The 22,864-nt window shown below is 73.8% G+C and carries 20 protein-coding genes; 11 read left to right on the top strand and 9 right to left on the bottom strand.

Annotation, left to right across the window (positions count from 1 at the left end; translation table 11 throughout):
- The first annotated feature begins 321 nt into the window (after positions 1-321).
- The 8 genes from E0L36_RS02975 (at position 322) to era (ending at position 10,396) form a co-directional block, all read left to right on the top strand.
- Entirely contained in the window at positions 322-1,467 is a 1,146-nt protein-coding gene (locus E0L36_RS02975; RefSeq protein WP_180928559.1) for a PfkB family carbohydrate kinase, read from the top strand.
- Positions 1,468-1,676: 209 nt separating this feature from the next.
- Positions 1,677-2,810 (top strand): PhoH family protein, encoded by a 1,134-nt coding sequence (locus tag E0L36_RS02970; protein ID WP_180927272.1) that lies wholly within the window; start codon positions 1,677-1,679, stop codon positions 2,808-2,810.
- A gap of 11 nt (positions 2,811-2,821) precedes the next feature.
- On the top strand, positions 2,822-3,319 hold the full coding sequence (gene ybeY / locus E0L36_RS02965; protein WP_180928558.1) for an rRNA maturation RNase YbeY: 498 nt from the start codon (positions 2,822-2,824) through the stop codon (positions 3,317-3,319).
- Positions 3,316-4,650 carry a hemolysin family protein gene (locus tag E0L36_RS02960; RefSeq protein ID WP_180927271.1) on the top strand — a complete coding sequence of 445 codons (1,335 nt, stop codon included), beginning with the start codon at positions 3,316-3,318 and terminating at the stop codon, positions 4,648-4,650. The genes ybeY and E0L36_RS02960 overlap by 4 nt, the downstream gene beginning before the upstream one ends.
- Before the next feature lie 416 nt (positions 4,651-5,066).
- Positions 5,067-7,874, top strand: coding sequence for a SpaA isopeptide-forming pilin-related protein (locus E0L36_RS02955; RefSeq protein WP_180927270.1), 2,808 nt, complete (start codon positions 5,067-5,069; stop codon positions 7,872-7,874).
- 223 nt (positions 7,875-8,097) lie between these two features.
- Positions 8,098-8,853 (top strand): L,D-transpeptidase, encoded by a 756-nt coding sequence (locus E0L36_RS02950; RefSeq protein ID WP_180927269.1) that lies wholly within the window; start codon positions 8,098-8,100, stop codon positions 8,851-8,853.
- 129 nt (positions 8,854-8,982) lie between these two features.
- Entirely contained in the window at positions 8,983-9,345 is a 363-nt protein-coding gene (locus E0L36_RS02945) for a cytidine deaminase (protein WP_374705480.1), read from the top strand.
- Positions 9,346-9,379: 34 nt separating this feature from the next.
- A complete protein-coding gene (gene era, locus E0L36_RS02940) occupies positions 9,380-10,396 on the top strand; it encodes a GTPase Era (RefSeq protein ID WP_180927267.1) in 1,017 nt (338 codons plus the stop codon).
- Positions 10,397-10,450: 54 nt separating this feature from the next.
- Here the strand turns inward: era and E0L36_RS02935 are convergent, their stop codons facing one another.
- The 3 genes from E0L36_RS02935 to E0L36_RS02925 are packed head-to-tail and all read right to left on the bottom strand — an operon-like array spanning position 10,451 to position 13,526.
- Complete coding sequence (locus E0L36_RS02935; RefSeq protein ID WP_180927266.1) at positions 10,451-11,272, bottom strand: carbohydrate ABC transporter permease; 822 nt, start codon at positions 11,270-11,272, stop codon at positions 10,451-10,453.
- Complete coding sequence (locus E0L36_RS02930; protein ID WP_180927265.1) at positions 11,269-12,147, bottom strand: carbohydrate ABC transporter permease; 879 nt, start codon at positions 12,145-12,147, stop codon at positions 11,269-11,271. Before E0L36_RS02930 ends, E0L36_RS02935 begins: the two co-directional genes overlap by 4 nt.
- Positions 12,144-13,526, bottom strand: coding sequence for an ABC transporter substrate-binding protein (locus tag E0L36_RS02925; RefSeq protein ID WP_180927264.1), 1,383 nt, complete (start codon positions 13,524-13,526; stop codon positions 12,144-12,146). Before E0L36_RS02925 ends, E0L36_RS02930 begins: the two co-directional genes overlap by 4 nt.
- 298 nt (positions 13,527-13,824) lie before the next feature.
- On the opposite strand from E0L36_RS02925, the gene E0L36_RS02920 reads away from it, so the two are divergent.
- On the top strand, positions 13,825-14,805 hold the full coding sequence (locus E0L36_RS02920) for a threo-3-hydroxy-L-aspartate ammonia-lyase (protein ID WP_180927263.1): 981 nt from the start codon (positions 13,825-13,827) through the stop codon (positions 14,803-14,805).
- A gap of 41 nt (positions 14,806-14,846) precedes the next feature.
- Here the strand turns inward: E0L36_RS02920 and E0L36_RS02915 are convergent, their stop codons facing one another.
- The 6 genes from E0L36_RS02915 to E0L36_RS02890 all read right to left on the bottom strand — a co-directional run bounded on the left by E0L36_RS02915 (position 14,847) and on the right by E0L36_RS02890 (position 20,272).
- Positions 14,847-15,686 (bottom strand): alpha/beta fold hydrolase, encoded by an 840-nt coding sequence (locus tag E0L36_RS02915; protein WP_180927262.1) that lies wholly within the window; start codon positions 15,684-15,686, stop codon positions 14,847-14,849.
- A gap of 11 nt (positions 15,687-15,697) precedes the next feature.
- On the bottom strand, positions 15,698-16,624 hold the full coding sequence (locus E0L36_RS02910) for a ribonuclease Z (RefSeq protein WP_180927261.1): 927 nt from the start codon (positions 16,622-16,624) through the stop codon (positions 15,698-15,700).
- 3 nt (positions 16,625-16,627) lie between these two features.
- A complete protein-coding gene (locus E0L36_RS02905) occupies positions 16,628-17,005 on the bottom strand; it encodes a histidine triad nucleotide-binding protein (RefSeq protein ID WP_180927260.1) in 378 nt (125 codons plus the stop codon).
- A 142-nt stretch (positions 17,006-17,147) separates the two neighbouring features.
- Complete coding sequence (gene hemW / locus E0L36_RS02900) at positions 17,148-18,386, bottom strand: radical SAM family heme chaperone HemW (RefSeq protein WP_180927259.1); 1,239 nt, start codon at positions 18,384-18,386, stop codon at positions 17,148-17,150.
- Positions 18,387-18,452: 66 nt separating this feature from the next.
- Complete coding sequence (locus E0L36_RS02895) at positions 18,453-19,289, bottom strand: DUF3097 domain-containing protein (RefSeq protein WP_180927258.1); 837 nt, start codon at positions 19,287-19,289, stop codon at positions 18,453-18,455.
- A 158-nt stretch (positions 19,290-19,447) separates the two neighbouring features.
- Positions 19,448-20,272 (bottom strand): MBL fold metallo-hydrolase, encoded by an 825-nt coding sequence (locus E0L36_RS02890; RefSeq protein WP_180927257.1) that lies wholly within the window; start codon positions 20,270-20,272, stop codon positions 19,448-19,450.
- 361 nt (positions 20,273-20,633) lie between these two features.
- Between E0L36_RS02890 and hrcA the strand changes: the two genes are divergently transcribed.
- Positions 20,634-21,650: a heat-inducible transcriptional repressor HrcA gene (gene hrcA, locus E0L36_RS02885; protein WP_180927256.1), complete on the top strand. Its 1,017-nt coding sequence runs from the start codon at positions 20,634-20,636 to the stop codon at positions 21,648-21,650.
- Positions 21,651-22,778, top strand: coding sequence for a molecular chaperone DnaJ (gene dnaJ / locus E0L36_RS02880; protein ID WP_180927255.1), 1,128 nt, complete (start codon positions 21,651-21,653; stop codon positions 22,776-22,778). It abuts the gene before it with no gap.
- The last annotated feature ends 86 nt before the right edge of the window (positions 22,779-22,864 follow it).

Here is a 22,864-nt window from a genome sequence, read left to right as displayed (position 1 = left end):
ACGCCGCGGTGGGGTGGCGCACGGGGCGTGCGGCCAGCCGCTCGGCCAGGGCCGACCGGAGGCGCGGGACGGGGCGAGCTACGGTGCCGGGAGACGCCGGAGCGGACGTCCGGTGTGAACACGCCCGCGCGCGGGGTGAGATCCAGCCGCCGCCGACGGAGCGCCCCCGGCCGAACACCACCCCGCGGGAGACGAAGATCCGCCCGCGCCGCCCGCGCCGGGCACGGGCGCGGCAGACTGCCCGTACACGTCGGCGGAGCCCGGGAGGGCCCGCCGCAGCGAGAGTAAGCGAGAGTAGGAGGCACGGTGAGCACCCGCGAGATCCCCCAGAACGCCGCCGGTCAGACGGCTCCGCGCGCCGAACATCCGGGGCGCCGCCAGCTCGACCCGCTCGCCGCCCTGCGCGGGCCGCACGATCCGGGCTGCGACGTCTACCTGACCGGCACCGTGTTCCTGGACATCATCTTCACCGGGCTCGACTCGGCGCCGGTGCGCGGCACCGAGTCCTGGGCGCGCGGTATGGGCTCCAGCCCGGGCGGCATCGCCAACATGGCGACCGCGCTGGCCCGCCTCGGTCTGCGCACCTCGCTGGCCGCCGCCTTCGGCGACGACATGTACGGCGACTACTGCCGGGACGCGCTGGAGCGGGGCGAGGACATCGACCTGTCCCACTCGCACACGGTGCCCGGCTGGCACTCCCCGGTCACGGTCTCCATGGCCTACGAGGGTGAGCGGACGATGATCTCGCACGGCCACACCGCGCCGGAGCGCAACGCGGCCACCGCCTACGATCCGGACGCCCCCGAGTGCCCGCCGCCGTCCCGGGCCTGCGTGGCCTCGCTGGTGCCCGGCGAGTCCCAGGAGTGGATCGCGACGGCCGCCCGCCGGGGCAGCCGGATCTTCGCGGACGTCGGCTGGGACGAGTCCGGGGAGTGGGACCTGGCGGCGCTGCCCGACCTCGGGCGGTGCGAGGCGTTCCTGCCGAACGCGGCCGAGGCGATGCGGTACACCCGCACCGACTGCCCGCGCGCCGCCGCCCGGGCGCTGACCGAACACGTACCGCTCGCCGTGGTGACGCTCGGCGCGGAGGGCGCGTACGCGGTGGACGGCCGCACCGGCGAGAGCGCGGAGGTGCCCGCCATCGCCGTGGAGGCGCTGGACACCACGGGCGCCGGGGACGTCTTCGTGGCGGGATTCGTGACCGGCTCGCTGGCCGAGTGGCCGCTGACCGACCGGCTGGCCTTCGCCGGGCTGACGGCGGCCATGTCGGTGCAGGAGTTCGGCGGCTCGCTGTCCGCGCCCGGCTGGCCGGAGATCGCCTCCTGGTGGCAGCACGTGCGCACCCGGAGTGACCAGGACCCGGCGTCGCTGAGCCGGTACGCCTTCCTGGACGCGCAGCTCACCGACTGTGGCCGGGAGTGGCCCCGCCGTCGCGCGGTGCCCACCCTCGGCTTCCGCGAGGCTTGACCAGCGGACACGGGGGAGCCAGAGGTAGCGGGGGCAGGGGAGGTACGGGGAGCGGGGGCGGCGGGCACCGCGTGGGGGCGGTGCCCGGGGCGCGGGGCGGGAGTATACGGGTGGGGTAAATGCGTTCTGCGGCGTCACCGGCGCGTCGTACTCTGGATATCCCAGGCCCCTGAGCGCAGAGAGGGATGAGCTGGCCTTCCGGGCCGCCTATGACGCAGACAACCCCGCACACGACCGCTCCCGCGGACACCCCCCAGGCCACCGCGCGGTTCACCGTGCCGGCCAAGCACCCGATGGTGACGGTGCTGGGCTCGGGAGACTCCCTGCTGCGCGTGATCGAGGACGCCTTCCCCCGCGCCGACATCCACGTCCGCGGGAACGAGATCAGCGCTACCGGTGACCCGGCGGAGGTCGCCCTGATCCAGCGGCTGTTCGACGAGATGATGCTGGTGCTGCGCACCGGCCAGCCCATGACGGAGGACGCGGTGGAGCGCTCCATCTCCATGCTGCGCAACCAGGAGAACGGCACCGGCGCCGCGGGCGAGACCCCGGCCGAGGTGCTGACGCAGAACATCCTCTCCAGCCGTGGCCGCACGATCCGCCCGAAGACGCTCAACCAGAAGCGCTACGTGGACGCCATCGACCGGCACACCGTGGTCTTCGGTATCGGCCCGGCCGGTACCGGCAAGACCTACCTGGCGATGGCCAAGGCCGTGCAGGCGCTCCAGGCGAAGCGGGTCAACCGGATCATCCTGACCCGTCCCGCCGTGGAGGCGGGCGAGCGGCTCGGCTTCCTGCCCGGCACGCTCTACGAGAAGATCGACCCCTATCTGCGGCCGCTCTACGACGCGCTGCACGACATGCTCGACCCGGAGTCGATCCCCCGGCTGATGGCCGCCGGGACCATCGAGGTGGCGCCGCTCGCCTACATGCGCGGCCGTACCCTCAACGACGCGTTCATCATCCTGGACGAGGCGCAGAACACCAATCCCGAGCAGATGAAGATGTTCCTGACCCGGCTCGGCTTCGACTCGAAGATCGTCATCACCGGGGACGTCACCCAGGTCGACCTGCCGGGCGGCACCCGGAGCGGGCTGCGCCAGGTCCGGGAGATCCTGGACGGCGTGGAGGACGTCCACTTCTCCCTGCTCACCAGCACGGACGTGGTGCGGCACAAGCTGGTCGGCCGGATCGTCGACGCCTACGAGCGGTACGACGACCAGCGGCGTGGCGAGAGTCCGCCCGAGCAGGAGGGCCACCGGGAGCACGGCGGCCCGCGGCGGAACGGGCCGGACGGCGCGTCCCGGAACGGGCGGCGCCCCGAGCGCCGCGAGGAGAGGTGAGCGCGCCGACCATGACCATCGACGTGAACAACGAGTCCGGCCGCACGGTCGACGAGCGGGCCCTGCTCGACGTCGCCCGGCACGCCCTGAACCGGCTGCGGATCCATCCGCTCTCCGAGCTGTCGCTGATCGTCGTGGACGCGGAGGCGATGGAGCAGCTGCACCTGCGCTGGATGGACCTGCCGGGCCCGACCGACGTGATGTCCTTCCCGATGGACGAGCTGCGCCCGCCCAGCCGGGACGACGAGGACCCGCCGGAGGGGCTGCTGGGCGACATCGTGCTCTGTCCCGAGGTGGCGGAGCGGCAGGGCGCCGAGGCGCCCACCGGGCACTCGATGGACGAGGAGCTGCAACTCCTCACCGTGCACGGCCTGTTGCACCTGCTCGGTTACGACCACGAGGAACCGGCCGAGCGCGCGGAGATGTTCGGCCTCCAGTCCGCCATCGTCGACGGGTGGCGCGCCGAGTACGGCCTGGAGGGGCCGTCCCCGGCCCCGACGGCCTCGTGAACACGCAGCTGATCACGATCGCGGTGCTGCTCGTCGTGGTGGCCTGGCTGTCGGCCTGCGCCGAGGCCGGGCTGGCCCGGGCGACGAGCTACCGCGCCGAGGAGGCCGTCCGGCAGGGGCGGCGGGGCAGCGCCAAGCTCGCGGTGGTCGCGGCCGACCCGACCCGCTACCTCAACCTGGCACTGCTTCTGCGGGTGGCCTGCGAGGTGGCGGCGGGCTCCCTGGTGACCTACGCCTGCCTGCGCGCGGTGGACGAGAACTGGGAGGCGCTGCTGCTGGCGGTCGCCGTGATGGTGCTGGTCAGCTACGTGGCGGTGGGGGTCTCCCCGCGCACCATCGGCCTCCAGCACCCGCTGAACACCGCGACGGCCGCCGCGTACGTCCTGGTTCCGCTGGCCCGCATCCTCAGTCCGGTGACGCAGCTGCTGATCCTGGTCGGCAACGTGCTGACGCCCGGCAAGGGGTTCCGCAAGGGCCCGTTCGCGAGCGAGGCGGAGCTGCGGGGCATGGTCGATCTGGCGGAGCGGGAGTCGCTGATCGAGGCGGAGGAGCGGAAGATGGTGCACTCCGTCTTCCAGCTCGGCGACACCCTGGTGCGCGAGGTGATGGCCCCGCGCACGGACCTGATCACCATCGAGCGGTGCAAGACCGTGCGGCAGGCGCTGACGCTCGCGCTCCGCTCGGGGTTCTCCCGGATACCGGTGGTCGGGGAGAACGAGGACGACGTGGTCGGGATCGTCTATCTCAAGGACCTCGCCCGCAAGGTGCACATCAGCCGGGACGCCGAGAGCGAGCTGGTCTCCACCGCGATGCGTCCGGCCACCTTCGTGCCGGACACCAAGAACGCGGGGGAGCTGCTGCGCGAGATGCAGCGGGACCGGGGCCATGTCGCGGTCGTCATCGACGAGTACGGCGGGGTGGCGGGCATCGTCACCATCGAGGACATCCTGGAGGAGATCGTCGGGGAGATCACCGACGAGTACGACCGGAACGAGCTGGCGCCGGTGGAGGAGTTGACCGGTGACCGCTACCGGGTCACCGCCCGGCTGGACATCGGCGACCTCGGCGAGCTGTACGACCTGCGGCTGGACGACGAGGACGTGGAGACGGTCGGCGGGCTGCTGGCCAAGTCGCTGGGCCGGGTGCCGATCGCGGGGGCCACCACCACCGTCGACGTCAGTGAGGACCGCGCCGATCCGACGCTCACCGCCCTGCGGCTGACCGCCGAGGCGCCCGCCGGACGCCGCAACAAGATCGTCACGGTGCTGGTCGAGCCGGTCCGCCCGGATCCCGGCGCGGACGAGCACGCCACGGGCGGCGCGGCGCACTAGCCCGCCGCGCCTCGGCCGCCCGCCCGCCGCCCCAACTGCCCACCTTCCGCCGCCTCCCCGGCTCCCGCCGGGGAGGCGGTCGGCGTTGACGGCCGCGGAACGGGGTGCTCTGGATGAGCTGGTCAACGGGGTGGGCGGGCGCGCGGCGCCGACGGGTTCCGAACGGGCTGGGGCCCCGGATGGGCGTCGGAGCTGCTTCGGGCAGCCGTGCGCGCTGCCACCACGCGTGTGGTTCTCCCCCGGCGATGGACGCGTGTTTCGGATTCCACTTTGGGCGAATTCCTAATGTTCGCCCTATGCTACCAAGAACTCGAAATACCACCTCACAAGAGAAAAAAACGCTATCCCCATTCGGGAGGCGGCTCCTCGGTGGCTGGGCGCGGCGCTGCGCGGTCGTCGGTCTCGGGGTCCTCGGAATGCTGGCCACCCCGCTCACCCAGCCGGTTCCGGCACAGCCCGCCGGGAAGGCCGCGCTCACCTCGACCCAGCGGGCGGAGAGTGGAGGTGAGTCCGCCACGGCGCGGCCCACGGGCCAGGGCCGAGCCCTCCAGCAGGGGGCGCCGCTGGTGGACGAGACCTTCACCGGCGCGACCGCGGACCCGAATTTCCAGGCGTTCGGCCCGGCCTGTCTGACCGGCGCCCCGGAGGGTGGCGCTCCCGGCGACGGCGCGCGCCCGCTCACCGGCTGCCCGCCGAACGCCGTCGGGCCGGTGCCGCCGAACGACGCGGCACCCAACGGCTACCTGCGGCTGACCGACGCCTCGAACGACCAGTCGGCGGCGGTGCTCTACAACCACGCGCTGCCCGCCAACCAGGGCGTGGTCGTCACGTTCGACCAGTGGCAGTACGGCGGCACCACCAACCCGCCCGCGGACGGCATCTCGTTCTTCCTGATCGACGGCGCGGACACGCTGACCGAGCCGGGCGCCTTCGGCGGCAGCCTCGGCTACGCGCAGAAGCTGCCGAACGACGACCCGACCCAGCCCTTCCTGCCGGGTGTCAACAGCGGTTACCTGGGCGTCGGTCTGGACGTGCTGGGCAACTACTTCGGCGACTGGGAGCACCGGGGCAACGGGTGTGACACCCGCTCCCCCGCCGGTACCGGCTTCCGGATCCCGGCGCCGGGCAGCAACATGGTGACGCTGCGCGGTCCGGGCGACGGCACCACCGGCTACTGCTTCCTGGACGCGACGAGTGACAACCTCTCCACGACGCCGCCGTGGAACTCGACGCTGCCGGGCCCGTTGCACGGACCCACGATGACCATCCCGCCGGACGCCACCCCCGAGCAGGCCGAGGCGCTGCTGGAGCCCTCCCGCCGCACGGTCACCGTCGAGGTCTCACCGGCCCCGAACCCGGTGATCACCGTCTCGATCGACTTCCACGACGGCAACGGCGTCCAGCAGGTGCTGTCCACTCCGGCTCCGAACCCGGTGCCCAGCACCTACAAGTTCGGCTTCGGCGCCTCGACGGGGCTGTTCACCGACGTGCACCTGCTGCGCAACGTGACAGTGCGTCCGGCGGCCGAACTGCCGGAGCTGAACCTGGTCAAGCAGGTGTCGAAGGACCCGGAGGTGCCGCTGCCGCTGAGCCCGGGGGACGAGGTGCCGTACGAGTACGTCGTCACCAACAGCGGCAACACGGAGCTGACGGACGTCGACGTCACGGACGACCACGTCGACGACATCGTCTGCCCGAAGACGACGCTGGCCGTCGGGGAGACGATGACCTGTACGGGGACGTACACGGTGACCGAGGAGGACGCCGAGGCCGGTTCGCTGACCAACACCGCCACCGCGCGGGGGATGTCGGACGGGACGGAAGTGACCTCGCCACCCGATGAGGTGACGCTGCCGGTGCAGCGCGGGCCGGGGGTGCGGCTGGAGAAGACGACCGAGCCGTCCCGTTCGTACCGCGTGGGCGAGGAGGTGTCCTACAGCTACACGGTCACCAACACCGGGCCCACCGAGCTGACCGGGGTCACCGTCGACGACGACCGCGTCACCGACGTGACCTGTGACTCCACCACCCTGGCACCCGCCGGGGAACCGGGTGACAGTACGACCTGCACCGGCACGTACACCATCACGGCCGAGGACGCCGAGGCCGGTTCGGTGACCAACACGGCCACCGCGAACGCCCGTTCCGACGGCACCGACGTGACCTCGGACCCGGCGGACGCCACCGTCGCGGTGGTGGCCCCGGCGGCGCTGTCGCTGGACAAGTCCACCGACACCTCCCGCACGTACACCGTGGGGGACGAGGTGGAGTACCTCTACACCGTGACCAACACGGGCGGGGAGACGATCAACAACGTCACGGTGGAGGACAGCCTGGTCCCCGACATCACCTGTGAGGCGACCACACTGGCGCCCGGCGAGAGCACCACCTGCCGGGGAACCCACCTGGTCACCGAGGAGGACGCGGAACGGGGCACGGTCGCCAACGTCGCCGTCTCCCAAGGGCGGCTCAACGGGCGGCAGGTGGAGTCGCCGCCGGACTCCGAGCAGGTCGAGATCGTGCCACCGGCGCGGGCCGACCTGTCCATCGAGAAGGCGGTCGACGCCAGCGAGCCGTACCGGGTCGGTGACGAGGTGACCTACACCTACGCGGTCACCAACACCGGCGGCCGCACGGTGACCGGGGTGGCCGTCGACGACGACCGGGTCTCCAACGTCACCTGTGAGGCGACCACGCTGGCCCCGGGCGAGAGCACGACCTGCACCGGGACCTACACCGTCACCCGGGAGGACGCGGGCCGGGACCTCACCAACACCGCCGTCGCCACGGGCGACGGGGGCGTGCGCTCCGATCCGGACCGGGCCACGATCACGGTGCGCGGCAAGCCGGACCCGTGCGCGAAGAAGCCCTGCAAGATCGTCCTGCGGAAGACCGACAAGCACAGTGGCAAGCCGCTGGCCGGAGCGGTGTTCGAACTGTGGAAGGAGACCAACGGCGTCCCCGGGCTCCAGACCCGCGGCCGCGAGCCCGACACCCGGATCAACGGGGCCTGCGCCACCAACCGGAAGGGGCTCTGTGTCTTCCGCGGTCTCGACCTGGGGAGCTACTACCTCCGCGAGGTCGACGTTCCGGAGGGCTACGTGCTGCCGAGGAAGCGGGTCACCGGTCCCCTGGAGCTGACCAAGGACCACACCCGCCTCTCGGTCCGTCTCGCGAACAAGCGCGGCGAGCCCTGCAAGGGCGGCGGTAAGCACTGCAAGTGACCCATCCCGAGCCGGGTTCCGCACGGTCCGTCCGTGCGGAACCCGGCTTCCCGCGTTTCGGGGGCCGCGCGCCCGCACCTCCCGCTCGTCCGTCTCATCTCGGTCGGGGCCTCAGGCCGGGGGCCTCACCCGTCTCGCCTCAGCCCGGGCCTCACCCTGGTGCCCGTCCCACGGACGGTCCTCCCCGCTCGCCACGGGAGACGCGGCGGACCAGGGTGAGGGCATGGGTTCGCACCACGGCCACCACCACCAGCTCCCCCACCTTCCCCCGCTGCGGCGAGGGCGCCTCCTCCGGACGCTGACCGTCCTGCTGTGCGCGGGCGCGCTGACCGCGGCCGCCCCGCCCGCCGAGGCGCTGGGCGCCACCCCGGCGTCCAGCGGGGACGGCGCCGCGTGCGTCCGGGGGACGGGGCCCTACCAGCGGCAGTTGGAGCGGTTCCTGAAACGGCCGGTGGACGGCCGCCAGTCCCCAGGGGACTGCGTCGCCATCCGCGACTTCCAGCGCGAGCAGCGCCTCGGCCGGCGGGACGGGTACGCCCGGCTGGAGACCTACCGTCAGACACAGGTCGTCAAGGCCACCGGGAACCCCAACGCGGCGGGCCGCTGCCCGACGCACCGGGGCCGGGTGGTGTGCGTGGACATGACGCGGCAGCTGCTCTGGGTGCAGACCGGCCGCCGGGTCGACCACGGGCCCGTCGCCACCCGGACCGGCCGGTGGGGAGAGGAGACCCGGCGGGGGCTCCACCGGATCCAGCGCCGGGTCCGGGACGACCACTCCCGCCTGTTCGACAACGCGCCGATGCCCTTCGCCCAGTACTTCGACGGCGGGCAGGCGATCCACGGCAGGTACGACGACCTGTTCGACGGCGGCGGCTCGGCGGGCTGCGTCAACCTGCGCCTGCGGGACGCGAAGGTCCTCTGGCGCCGCCTCGGCGTCGGCGACCTGGTCTTCGTCTGGGGCCGGAAGCCCGGCACCTGACCCGGCCCCACGGACCGGTCCGCACGGGCCGGGCCCACCAGCCGGGCACCACGGAACGGGGCCCGCGGGCCGGGCGCGGGTCACCGGGTGGAGGGATCCCGGGCGGCTCCCGCCCGCCGCCCGCCGCATATGCTCACCGCTATGAGTGACGAGGCGCTGGACCCCGAAGACCGCAAGATCCTCACGCTGGCCCGGAGCGCCCGGGCGCGGAACGCCGTGCCCGAGGGCGCCGCCGTACGGGACGAGAACGGGCGCACCTACGTCGCGGGCACCGTCCAGCTGCCCTCGCTCCCGCTGTCCGCGCTGCGCACGGCCGTCGCGATGGCGGTCGCCTCGGGCGCCAGGTCGCTGGAGGCGGCGGCCGTCGTGACCGAGGCGGAGGCGCTCGCCGAGGAGGACCTGGCGGCCGTGGCGGACCTGGGCGGGCCGGGCACCCCGGTGTTCCTGGCGGGGCCGGACGGGACGCCGCGGGCCACCGTCGCGGCGGGCTGAACCGGCCCTCCGGCCGCCACGGCCATCGGGGACAATGGGCCGTATGAACGCACCTTCCCCGGCCCCGGCGGCCTCCGACACCCCTCACCGGTCCGGTTTCGCCTGCTTCGTGGGTCGCCCCAACGCGGGAAAGTCGACCCTGACCAACGCGCTGGTCGGCAGCAAGGTCGCGATCACCTCCACCCGGCCGCAGACCACCCGGCACACGGTGCGCGGGATCGTGCACCGGCCGGAGGCGCAGCTGGTGCTGGTGGACACCCCGGGACTGCACAAGCCGCGCACCCTCCTCGGTGAGCGGCTGAACGACGTGGTCCGCACCACCTGGGCCGAGGTGGACGTCATCGGTTTCTGCCTGCCCGCCGACCAGAAGCTGGGCCCCGGCGACCGCTTCATCGCCACCGAACTCGCCGAGCTGCGCCGCACCCCGAAGGTCGCGGTGGTCACCAAGAGCGACCTAGTGGACGCGGACACCCTGGGGCGGCAGCTGCTCGCCGTCGACCAGCTCGGCCGCGAACTGGGCATCGAGTGGGCGGAGATCGTCCCGGTCTCCGCCGTCCGGGAGACCGGCGGCGACGCGGCCCGCGCGACCACCGCGCCCAGCGGCGCCGACCGGACCGGCGGCCAGGTCGGGCTGCTCGCCGACCTGCTCGTCAAGCTGCTGCCGGAGGGGCCGCGGCTCTACCCGGACGGCGAGCTGACGGACGAACCGGAGCAGGTGATGGTGGGCGAGCTGATCCGGGAGGCGGCGCTGGAGGGCGTGCGGGACGAACTGCCGCACTCCATCGCGGTGGTGGTGGAGGAGATGAAGCCGCGCGAGGACCGCCCGGCCGACCGCCCGCTGCTGGACGTGTACGCCAACATCTTCATCGAGCGGCCCAGCCAGAAGGGCATCGTGATCGGCCCGAAGGGGCGCCGGCTCAAGGAGGTGGGCAGCACCTCGCGGCGGCACATCGAGGCGCTGCTGGGCACCCCCGTCTACCTCGACCTGCACGTCAAGGTCGCGAAGGACTGGCAGCGGGACCCGAAGCAGCTCCGGCGGCTCGGCTTCTGAGCCGCTCCCGCCGCAGCGCCGGACGCCGCCCGCCCCCGTCCCGGAGGCGGGCGGTCACTCCTTGACGGCGCCGCTGAGCATCCCGTCGACGAAGCGGCGTTGCAGCAGCACGTAGACGATCACCACCGGCAGCGCCACCAGCACCGCCCCGGCCGCCAACAGCGCGTTGTCCTGGGCGTGCTGGCCCTGGAAGAAGGCGAGCCCGAGCGGGACGGTGCGGTGCGCCTCGTCGCTGACCATCACCAGTGCCAGCAGGAACTCGTTCCAGGTCCACATGAAGGTGAGCACCAGCATGGTGGTGACCGCCGGGCGGGCGCCGGGCAGCAGCACCCGCCAGAGCACCGTCCAGCTTCCGGCGCCGTCCAGCCGGGCGGCCTCGGCGAGGCTGCGGGGGCTGGTGCGGAAGTGCGCCCGCATCCAGAAGGTGCCGAACGCCAGGGACTGCGCGGTCTGCGGCGCGATCAGCGCCCAGTAGGTGTCCGTCAGGCCCAGCCAGCGCATGTCGTGGTAGAGCGGCACGACGACCGCCTCGGCGGGCAGCGTCAGGCCGACGAGGAACAGCGCGAAGAGCGGGGTCGCGCCACGGAAGCGCATGGTGCCGAAGGCGTAGCCCGCGAGGATCGACAGCACCGCCGAGACGCTCACCACCACGGCGGCGACCAGCAGCGAGGAGCCGAGGTAGCGGCCGAAGTGGCCCCTGGTCCAGGCCTCGGTGAAGTTGTCCCAGCGCAGCCCGTCCGGCAGCGCGAAGCCGGTGGCCAGTCCGTCCGGGTCGGAGAACGCGGTGGACAGGATGCCCACCACCGGGGTCAGCGCGAGCAGCGTGAAGAAGGCCAGAACGGCGTAGGACACGGCGCGTTCGCCACGCGAGATCATCGGCGGCCCTCCACGAGTCGGGTCACGGTCAGCGTGAGCGCGAAGACCACGACCGTGAGCGCGACGCCGATGGCCGCCGCCTGCCCCACCTGCCCGGTCTCGAAGGCCCGCCGGTAGACCTCGTAGGCCGGTACGGAGGTGGAGTCGCCCGGACCGCCGCCGGTGGTCAGGTAGATCAGGTCGAAGTTGCGGAGCCCGGCGACGATGGTGAGGGTCAGGCCCACCGCGAGCTGCGGGCGGAGCGCGGGCAGCGTGACGGCGGTGAACTCCCGCCAGGCGCCCGCCCCGTCGAGCCGCGCCGCCTCGTACAGCTCGCGGGGGATGCGCTGGGCGCCGGAGAGGAACAGCACCAGGCAGAGCCCGGTGCCGACCCAGGTGCCCACCAGCCCGACGGACGGCAGGGCCAGCGCGTGGTCCCCGAGCCAGGGCCGGGCGAGCGAGCCCAGGCCGACGGCGCGCAGCAGGTCGTTGAGGAGCCCGTCGGGCGCGAGGATCGACCGCCAGGAGACGGCGACGACGACCATCGCCAGCACCTGCGGCAGGAAGATCACGGTGCGCCAGAAGGTCATCCCGCGCAGCCGGGCGCGGGAGAGCAGCGCGGCCAGGGCCAGCCCCGCCGCGACGGGCAGCACCGCGTAGAAGAACAGCAGGACCAGCGAGTGGCCGAAGGCGCCGCGCAGCGCCGGATCGGACAGCAGCGCGCGGTAGTTGTCGAGACCCGCGGGGGTGGCGCGGGACAGCCCGTCCCAGTGCAGCAGCGAGAGGTTGACGGCCTGCCCGAACGGCCAGAGCAGGAACGCCCCGTAGACGAGCAGCGCGGGAGCGATGTAGAGGTAGCCGACCGACCGCGGCTCGCCGGGCGCGCGGCGGCTCACCGGCGCTCCCGGTGGAAGGCGGTGTAGTCCTTCTGGAGTTCCTCCGCGAACTTCCCGGGACTGGTGCGTCCGCTGAGAACGTTCTGGAGTCCGGCGCTGAGGGTGTCGTAGAAGGTGGTCGTCGCGTAGTCGAGGTAGGGCACCAGCCCGTCGTCGGCGACGAGGCGGCGCCAGCCGTCGAACATCTGCCGCTCGACGGTGCCCTTCTTCGGCGACTTCCCGGGGACGACCGGCAGGACGCCCTCCTCAGTCATCACCTGGGCCGCCCGCTCCCCGGTGAGGAAGTCGATGTAGGCGGCGGCCACTCCGGGCTGCTTCGCCTCGGAGGTCACCGTCCATGCGAGACCCTGACCGCCGGTGGTGACCGAGGGCCCGCCCGGCTCGGCGGGGGGCAGCGGCATGAAGCCGAGGTCCTCGCCCATCGTCTTCTTGAGGTCCGCGAGTTGCCAGGTGCCGGTGAGCAGGTAGGCGCCCTCGCCGCCCGCGAAGTCCTTGGCCGCCGCGTCGTGCCCCTGGCCGTTCGCGTCCTTCGGGAGGTGACCCGCGCGGGTCCAGGCGCGCAGCGTGCCCGCCGCCTCCCGGACCTCCTCGGTGTCCCAGGAACCGCGCTCGCCGCGCCCGAAGATGGCGTCGCGCTGCTCGTCCTTGTCGGCGAGCTGGTCGAGGACGGCGCCGAAGGTGTGGATCGCGGGGTACTTGTCGAGGTTGCCGAACTGGACGGGGAGTTCGCCCGCCTTCTTGATCCTCGGGAGCTGCCGGGTGAACTCGTCCCAGGTGCGCGGGGGTTCGATGTCCAGCTCGCGCAGCAGCTCCTTGTTGTAGTACAGCCCCAGGTACTCGCCCGCCTGGGAGAGGCCGTAGAGCCGGCCGGTGCCGAAGGACCGGGTGTCGGCGGAGACCCGGTTGAGGTCCAGCAGCGCCTGCGGGTAGCGGGTGTTCCAGCCGTAGCTGCCCGCGTAGCCGTCGAGCGGGGTGAGCAGCCCGGCACGGACGAAGGACACCATGTCCCCGTACCCCTGGTTGGCCTGCACCACGTCGGGCGGGTTGCTGCCGGAGAGCGCCAGCTTGAGGGTGGTCTTCAGGTCGGAGAAGCTGCGCGAGGTGCGCTTGATGGTGACGTTGGGGTACTTCTCCTCGAACTTCGCGTTGAGCCGCTCGATCTCGGCGTTCTGCCCGCCGCGCACCTCCTGGTCCCAGACCTTCAGCGTGATCTTGCCCGCCGCGCCGGGGTCGGTGGTCGCCCCGCCGGGCCCGCCCGCGCCGTCCCCGGCGGGGCCCTGGGTTCCCGGAACGCAGGCGGTGACGAGCAGGGCCAGCACCGTGACGGCCGCGAGCAGCACGGCGCCCGGGGTCAGGGGGACAGACTGGGGGCGTCTCATGAGGGATCACCCTGTCCCATGGCGCCGCCGGTGCCAAGTGGTCGGCGGTCCGCTGAGAGCGCACCGCCGCCTCCCAGGTCACCCCGTCCGTCCGCCGCGCGACCCCGGCGGGCCCGGCCGCGCCCCGGCGCGCGGTCCGCCGCCCGGCGGCCGTACGATCCAGAGGTCCACCCCCGCCCGTCCACCGGCACCGGCCACGCACCACCCGGAGTCCGGTACCGGCACCGGGAGTTCCCCGCGTACGGCGGGCCGCCCGCCCGCGGGCCACCGCACCACGGCCAGAGGAGGCCACGAGACGATGAGCAGCCAGTCCGGGCCCGCCCCCCTCACACTGGACGACGTCCGCCAGGCCGCCGCGCGGATCGCGGGCCACGCGCACCGCACCCCGGTGCTGCGCTCCCGCACCCTCGACCGGCTGACCGGCACCGAGACCTTCCTCAAGTGCGAGAACCTGCAACGGGTCGGCGCCTTCAAGTTCCGCGGGGCCTACAACGCGCTGGCCCAGCTCTCCGCCGAACAGCGGGCCCGCGGCGTTCTCGCCTACTCCTCCGGCAACCACGCGCAGGCCGTGGCGCTCGCCGCGCGCGAGCTGGACAGCGGCGCGGTCATCGTGATGCCCGCCGACGCGCCGCGCGCCAAGCTGGAGGCGACCGTCGGCTACGGCGCCGAGGTCATCTCCTACGACCGCTACACCGAGAGCCGCGAGGAGCTGGGCGAGCGGATCGCCGCCGAGCGCGGACTGGCCGTCATCCCGCCGTACGACCACCCGCACACCATGGCGGGCCAGGGCACCGTCGCGCTGGAGCTGCTGGAGGAGGTGCCGGACCTCGACGCGCTGGTCGTGCCGGTGGGTGGCGGCGGGCTGCTGGCGGGCTGCGCCACGGCCGCGACGGCGCTGCGCCCCGGCATCCGGATGATCGGGGTGGAGCCGGAGGAGGGCGACGACACCCGGCGCTCCCTGGAGCGGGGCGCCCGGGTCAGCATCGAGGTGCCGCACACCATCGCGGACGGCCAGGCGGCCACCACCCCCGGGGAGCTGACCTTCGCCGTCAACCAACGGCTCGCGGAGAGCGTGGAGTTGGTCAGCGACGAGGAGATCCGGGCGGCGATGCGGCTGGCCTTCGAGCGGCTGAAGATCGTGCTGGAGCCGAGCGGGGCCAGCGGGCTCGCCGCGCTGCTGTCCGGCCGGGTCCGCCCCCGGCCCGCCCGGGTGGGGGTGGTGCTCTCCGGCGGCAACGTCGGCGTGGACGCCTTCGCCCGGCACCTCACCACGGGCTGACCGCCCGGAAGGCGCCGCCGCCCGCCCCGGCGGGGCTCGCGTCAGGCTGCCGGGGCGGCGGCCAGGAAGCGGGCGAGCGCGGCGGCGACGCCGTCCGGATCGTCGTCGTGGATCCAGTGCCCCGCCCCCTGGAACTCGATCTTCCGGGTACGCGGCCGGAGTTCGGTCATCGCCCGGGCCAGCCCGGCGGGCAGCAGCCCGCTCTCCGTACCGCGCAGCACCAGCGCGGGGACGCGGGAGGCGAGCCAGTCGGCCCACCAGTCCCCGACCCCGCCCCGCTGGACGGCCATCATGTCCGTCCAGTCGAACAGCAGCCGCCAGCCGCCGTCCGCGTCCGGCTCGGCGCTCTGGAGGAAGTAACCGCTGTCCGGGGCGCCCGCGGCCTCGATGGCCGCCCCCAGCGCGGCGCGGCTGGCGGCCCCCCGGGGCCAGCCGCGCACGTCGAGCACCGGATGCTCGACCTCCGGCCGCCGCATCACCGGGCCCACGTCCTCGATGACGAGCGCGGAGACCAGCTCGGGGTGGCGGGCGGCCAGCTGGTAGGCGGTGACACCGCCCAGCGAGTGCCCGAACACCGGGACGGGGCCGAGACCGCGCCGCCGGAGGAAGGCCGCCGCGTCCTCCACGAAGGCGTCCCGGCCGTAGTCCCCGGCACGGGCGCTGTGGCCGTGTCCCCGCTGGTCGGGCGCGATGATCCGCACCCGGCCGGTGAGCCGGGCGGCGAGCCCGGCGAAGATCGCGCCGCGTCCGAACGTGCCGTGCAGGGCGAGCAGGGGGACGCCGTCCCCACCGAAGTCGAGCCAGCTGACGCGGCGCCCCGCGATCAGCTCCGTGGACGCCTCGGGCAGGGGGTGCGGGTGGGGGCCGCGCGCTTCGGACATGAGCCGAGACGCTAGCGGGCGGTGCTCCCCGCCGCACGGCGTTTTCGGACCGGAACCCGGGCGAGGTCCTCGGCGACCGTCAACTCGCCCGCGAACCCGGCCTCCCGGGCCTGCCGGGCGAAGACCGAGGGGTCCTGGTACCGCTGCGAGAAGTGGGTGAGCACCAGCTGCCGCACCCCCGACTCGGCCGCGACCCGGCCCGCCTGCCCGGCGGTCAGATGGCCGAACTCCCGGGCGAGGTCGGCGTCCTCGTCGACGAAGGTGGACTCGATGACGAGCAGGTCACACCGCTCGGCCAGCGCGAAGACCCCGTCACACAGCCGGGTGTCCATGACGAAGGCGAAGCGCTGGCCGCGCCGGACCTCGCTGACCTCCTCCAGCCGCACCCCGCGCAACTCCCCACGCCGCTGGAGCAGGCCCACGTCCGGCCCGGAGACGCCGCGCTCCGCGAGCCGCTCGGGCAGCATGGTGTGGCCGTCCGGCTCCGTCAGCTGGTACCCGAACGCCTGGACGGGGTGGGAGAGTTCGCGGGCGACGAGGGTGAACCGGGGGCCCTCGTGGAGGACGCCGGAGGTGTGCACCGGCTCCTCCCGCAGCCGGACCGCCTCCCGGTAGGCGGTGGCGTACCGCAGCCGCTCGAAGAAGCGCTGGCCGCTCGCCGGGTAGTGCGCGGTGACCTGGTGCGGGACCCGGTCCAGGCTGAGCCGCTGGATGACGCCGGCCAGCCCGAGCGAGTGATCGCCGTGGAAGTGCGTCACGCAGAGGCGGGTCAGGTCGCTCGCCGCCACCCCGGCCCGCACCATCTGGCGCTGGGTGCCCTCGCCCGGATCGAAGAGCAGCCCCTCGCCGTCCCAGAGCAGCACGTAGCCGTTGTGGTTGCGGTGCCGGGTGGGCACCTGACTCGCGGTGCCCAGCACCACCAGTTCACGGTGGGACACCGGCTATCCGGGGGGCCATTCGAGGCCGCGCCCGCCGAGGACGTGCGCGTGGGCGTGGAAGACCGTCTGCCCGGCGCCGGAGCCGGTGTTGAAGACGACGCGGTAGCCGGTGCCCGGCCCGCCCTCCCGGGAGACCAGCGCCTCCCCGGCGGCGACCTCGCCCGCCTCGCGCAGCACGTCGGCCGCGAGTTCCGGGGCCCCGGTGGCCAGCGACGCGGCGTCCGGGTAGTGCCCCTTCGGGATCACCAGCACATGGGTGGGCGCCTGCGGGTTGATGTCCCGGAAGGCGACGGTGGTCGGGGTCTCCCGCACGACGGTCGCGGGCACCTCCCCGGCCACGATCTTGCAGAACAGGCAGTCGGCCTGCGGTTCTCCAGCCATACGGCGATGCTACCGGGCACCTCCCGCCGCCGGGCCGCCCACCGGGAACCCGGCCCGGGAGCGCGACGGGCCCCACCGGCGGCCGGGGCGGGCGGCGGGAGACAGCCGGGAGACGGAACGGACGGGACCGGCTGGCGGGCCGTCAGTCGACGAGTTCGCGGACGACCGCGTCCGCCAGCAACCGCCCGCGCAGCGTGAGCACGGCCCGGCCGCCCTCGTGCGCGCCCGGCTCCAGCAGCCCGTCGTCGCGAGCGCGCCCGGCGGCCTTCCGGCCCTCCTCGGTGAGCAGGTCGAGCGGGCAGCCGCGCGCCAGCCGCAGCTCCAGCAGGATCCGCTCCACCCGCCGGTCCTCCGCCGACAGCAGCTCCCGGCCCGCGCCCGGCGACCGGCCCTCGGTGAGCGCCCGCGCGTAGGCGGCAGGATGCTTGACGTTCCACCAGCGCACGCCGCCCACGTGGCTGTGCGCGCCGGGGCCCGCGCCCCACCAGTCGGCGCCCGTCCAGTACAGCTCGTTGTGTCGGCAGCGCGCCGAAAGGTCCCCGGACACCGCCCAGTTGGAGACCTCGTACCAGCTCATCCCGGCGGCGGAGAGCCGCTCCTCGGTCAGCAGGTAGCGGTCGGCGTGGGCGTCGTCGTCGGTCATCGGGATCTCGCCGCGCCGCACGCGGCGGGCCAGCCCGGTGCCCTCCTCCACGATCAGCGCGTAGGCGGAGACGTGGTCCGGACCGGCGCCCAGGGCGGCGTCGAGGGTGGCGCGCCAGTCCTCGTCGCTCTCCCCCGGGGTGCCGTAGATCAGGTCCAGGTTGACGTGGTCGAATCCGGCCGCGCGGGCCTCGGCCACGCACTCCTCGGGCCGCCCCGGGGTGTGGGTGCGGTCCAGCACCCGAAGGACGTGCGCCCGGGCGCTCTGCATCCCGAACGACACCCGGGTGAACCCGGCCTCGCGCAGCGCCGCCAGCGAGGCGGCGTCGACCGACTCCGGGTTGGCCTCGGTGGTGATCTCCGCGTCGTCCGCGAGCCCGAACTCGGCCCGCACCGCCTCCAGCATCCGGCCGAGGTCGGCGGGGGGCAGCAGGGTGGGGGTGCCGCCGCCGACGAAGACCGTCTCGACGGGCCGAGGGTCCTCCCCCAGCACCCGGCGGGCCAGCCGTACCTCGGCGGCGAGGGTGTCCGCGTAGCTCTCCCGGGAGACGGCCACGCCCCCGCCATCCCCCAGCTCACTCGCGGTGTACGTGTTGAAGTCGCAGTACCCGCAGCGGCTGGCGCAGAACGGGACGTGCAGGTAGAAGCCGAGCGGACGGTCGGCCGTGGCGGCGAGGGCGGACGCCGGGAGCGAGCCGTCCTCGGGCACGGCTTCGCCGTCGGGGAGTGCGGAGGGCATGCCTCCATTGCACCATCCCGGCGGAGCCCGCTCGACGGACCGGGAGCGGAGCGGTACCGGCGCCGATCAGTCCGCAGGGACGGTGACGAAGTCGATCAGCTCCTCGACCCGGCCGAGCAGCTCGGGCTCCAGATCCCGGTAGCTGCGCACCGCGCCCAGCACCCGCCGCCAGGCCGCGCCGGTGTTCTCCGGCCACCCCAGCGCCCGGCACACCCCGGTCTTCCAGTCCTGCCCGCGCGGCACCCGGGGCCAGGCGTCGATACCCAGCGAGGACGGCTTCACCGCCTCCCAGACGTCGACATAGGGATGCCCCACCACCAGCACGTCCGGGCCGCTCACCCGCCCGGCGATCGCCGACTCCTTCGACCCGGGCACCAGGTGGTCGACGAGCACGCCCAGCCGCGCCCCGGGGGTGGGCCCGAACTCCTCCACGATCGCCGGGAGGTCGTCGACCCCCTCCAGGTACTCCACCACCACGCCCTCGACGCGCAGGTCGTCGCCCCACACCCGCTCGACCAGCTCGGCGTCGTGCCGCCCCTCCACGTAGATACGCCCGGCGCGCGCCACCCGCGCCCTGGCGTCCGGCACCGCGATCGACCCGGAGGCCGTCAGTCGGGGCCGCGCGGGGGCGGCGTCCCGGCCACCAGCCGGCCGCACCAGAGTGACCGGCGCGCCCTCCAGCAGGAAACCGCCGGGGACGAGGGGGAAGACCCGGGGACGGCCGAAGCGGTCCTCCAGGGTGACCGTCACTCCCCCCGCGGTCTTCTCGCAGCGGATCACCGCGCCGCAGAATCCGGTGCTGGGCTCCTCGACCACCAGGCCGGGCTCCGCCGGGACTTCGGGCACCGGCCGCCGCTTCTTCCACGGTGGGGTGAGGTCCGGGCTGTAGTGACGACCACGCATGCGGCCCATTCTCCCCCGAGGGTTGTCCCCCGCTTCTCCCCGGCGGGTTCTCCCCCACGGCCGCTCCCGTCCCCATCCCACCCCGCCACCCCGGTCGCCTCACCGCCCGGCGCGCGGGCCGGGTCACCGCACCGGCGTCCGGTGGGGCGGGGCGCGGGTCAGCCGCCGACGCCGAACCGGCGGGCCAGCTGGTCCCGTTGGGCCCGTACGAAGTCCGCGTCGACGACAGCCCCGTGCCCCGGCACGTACCGCGCGTCCTCCCCGCCCAGCTCCAGCAGCCGGTCCAGGGCGGCGGGCCAGCGGGCCGGGACGGCGTCCCGCCCGGCCTGCGGCTCCCCGGACTCCTCCACCAGGTCCCCGCAGAAGACCACCTCCCGCTCGCCGGGAACGCACACCACCAGGTCGTGACCGCTGTGCGCGGGGCCCAGGTTGGCGAGCAGCACCTCCCGCTCCCCGAGCGTCAGGGTGAGTTCGCCGGAGACCGGGTGGTCCGGGACGACCAGCACGTCCAGCGCCTCGTCCGTGTCGTGGGGCGACAGCCCCTGCGCCAGGGCGCCGCCGCGCAGCGCCTCCCGCCCCTCGGCGAGCCGCCCGGCCAGCCCCACCGCGCCGTACACCCGCACCCCCGCGAAGGCGGCGGTGCCCAGAACGTGGTCGAAGTGCCCGTGGGTGAGCGCCACATGGGTCACCGGGCGGCCGAACAGCTCCACCACCTCCCGGCGGATCCCGGCCCCCTCGCGGAGCGAGGACCCGGAGTCCACCAGCAGCGTGCCCCCGTCCCCGGCGATCGCCCCGACGGTGGCGTCCCAGCCGGGGAGACGACGGCGGGCCACACCGGGCGCGAGGTGCTCCCAGCGCGCGGGGGGCGCGGCGGCGTCCGCCCCCGGGCCGCCCGGCCCCGGGTGTTCCGGCCGTCCCGGCCCCCGGTCGTCCGGCCGTACCGGCACCGTCTCCGGGCCCGGGTTCTCGTTCCGCGCTGTCATGCGCCGACCCTAGCGGGAAGCCCGGCGCGCGCCCCCGCCCCGCGCCCCGGGTCGGCCCCCGGGAGGCGCGGCCGACGCGGGGGAACGGTGTGAGCACGGGGAGTGACGGCGGGGCGGTGCCGGGCACCCGGCAGCGCCTGTCAGGGGAGGGGGTGAACTCCCGGAGTACGCGGACGAATCCGGGTGAACGGCCAGGAGAGGGCACCGGATCCGGCCACCCTTGCCCGGCCGGTGGCTACCGGCCGTACACTGGCTCGGGGCGACTGGCACTCTCCGCGGGCGAGTGCCAGGCGAAGTGACTGGAGGTGACCGGCCGTGACCGGACTCCAGGGACGAGACGACGCCGGACGGGAGGTGCGCGGTGCTCAGTGAACGGAGACTGGAGGTCCTGCGTGCCATTGTCCAGGACTACGTGGGCACCGAGGAGCCGGTCGGCTCCAAGGCGCTCACCGAGCGCCACAACCTCCAGGTGTCCCCGGCCACGGTCCGCAACGACATGGCCGCGCTGGAGGAGGAGGGGTTCATCGCCCAGCCGCACACCAGCGCCGGGCGCATCCCCACCGACAAGGGCTACCGGCTCTTCGTGGACAAGCTCGCGAACGTCCGGCCGCTCTCCACTCCCGAGCGGCGGGCCATCCAGAACTTCCTGGACGGCGCCGTCGACCTGGACGACGTCGTGGGCCGGACGGTACGGCTGCTGGCGCAGCTGACCCGGCAGGTCGCGGTCGTCCAGTACCCCTCGCTGACCCGCTCGACGGTGCGGCACGTGGAGTTGCTGGCGCTGGCGCCCGCCCGGCTGATGCTGGTGCTGATCACCGACACCGGCCGCGTCGAGCAGCGCGTGATCGACTGCCCGGCGCCCATCGGCGAGACCACGCTGGCGGACCTGCGTGCCCGGCTGAACAGCCGGGTCGTGGGGCAGCGCTTCACCGAGGTGCCGCCGCTGGTGCAGGACCTGCCGGACGCCTTCGACGCCGACGACCGGGCCACCATCTCCTCGGTTCTGGCGACCCTGCTGGAGACGCTGGTCGAGGAGACGGAGGAGCGGCTGATGATCGGCGGCACCGCCAACCTCGCCCGTTTCGGGCAGGACTTCCCGCTGGTCATCCGGCCGGTGCTGGAGGCGCTGGAGGAGCAGGTGGTGCTCCTCAAACTGCTGGGCGAGGCCAAGGATCCGGGCATGACCGTCCGGATCGGACATGAGAACGCCCACGAGGGCCTGAGTTCCACATCAGTCGTATCGGTCGGCTACGGTTCGGGCGACGAGGCGGTCGCCAAACTCGGTGTGGTCGGCCCGACCCGCATGGACTACCCCGGAACGATGGGAGCTGTACGCGCAGTGGCACGGTACGTCGGACAGATCCTGGCGGAGTCGTAAGTGGCGACGGACTACTACGCGGTCCTCGGCGTGCAGCGCGACGCCTCGCAGGACGAGATCAAGAAGGCGTTCCGCCGCCTCGCCCGTGAACTCCATCCGGACGTCAACCCGGACCCGAAGACCCAGGAGCGGTTCAAGGAGATCAACACCGCCTACGAGGTGCTGTCGGACCCGCAGAAGAAGCAGGTCTACGACCTCGGCGGGGACCCGAACAGCAGCGGCGGCGGGGCCGGTGGCTTCGGCGGCGGCTTCGGCAACTTCTCCGACATCATGGACGCGTTCTTCGGCACCGCCTCGCAGCGGGGGCCGCGCTCGCGCACGCGGCGGGGCCAGGACGCGATGATCCGGCTGGACATCGACCTGGAGGAGGCCGCGTTCGGCACCACCAAGGAGATCCAGGTCGACACGGCCGTGGTCTGCGGTACCTGTAGCGGTGAGGGCGCCGCCCCCGGCACCTCCGCGCAGACCTGTGACATGTGCCGGGGCCGCGGCGAGGTCTCGCAGGTGACGCGCTCCTTCCTGGGTCAGGTCATGACCTCCCGCCCCTGCCCGCAGTGCCAGGGCTTCGGCACCGTGGTGCCCACCCCGTGCCCGGAGTGCGCGGGAGACGGCCGGGTCCGTTCGCGGCGCAGCCTCACCGTCAAGATCCCGGCGGGCGTGGACAACGGCACCCGGATCCAGCTGGCGGGCGAGGGCGAGGTCGGCCCCGGCGGCGGCCCGGCCGGCGACCTCTACGTCGAGATCCACGAGAAGGCGCACCCGACCTTCCAGCGGCGCGGCGACGACCTCCACTGCACGGTCACCATCCCGATGACGGCGGCGGCGCTGGGCACCAAGGTCCCGCTGGAGACGCTGGACGGGGTCAAGGACATCGACATCCGGCCGGGCACGCAGTCCGGCCAGTCCGTGCCGCTGCACGAGCACGGCGTGACCCATCTGCGCGGCGGTGGCCGGGGCCAGCTGATCGTGCACGTCGAGGTGACGACACCCACCAAACTGGAGCCCGACCAGGAGGAGTTGCTGCGGCGGCTGGCGCAGCTGCGCGGCGAGGAGCGGCCCCAGGGCCAGTTCCAGCCCGGACAGCAGGGCCTCTTCTCCCGCCTGAAGGACGCCTGGAACGGCCGCTGATCCCGGAGCCCGGCCCGCGCCCGGCGCGCGGTCCCCAGGCCCCGAGGCCCGGGGAGGTCCCCCGCCGGGGCCGCGGCGAGGCGCCG

Source organism: Streptomyces sp. AJS327 (assembly GCF_013450295.1).
Classification (GTDB): Bacteria; Actinomycetota; Actinomycetes; order Streptomycetales; family Streptomycetaceae; genus Streptomyces.
This window is presented reverse-complemented; position numbering and strand designations above follow the sequence as displayed.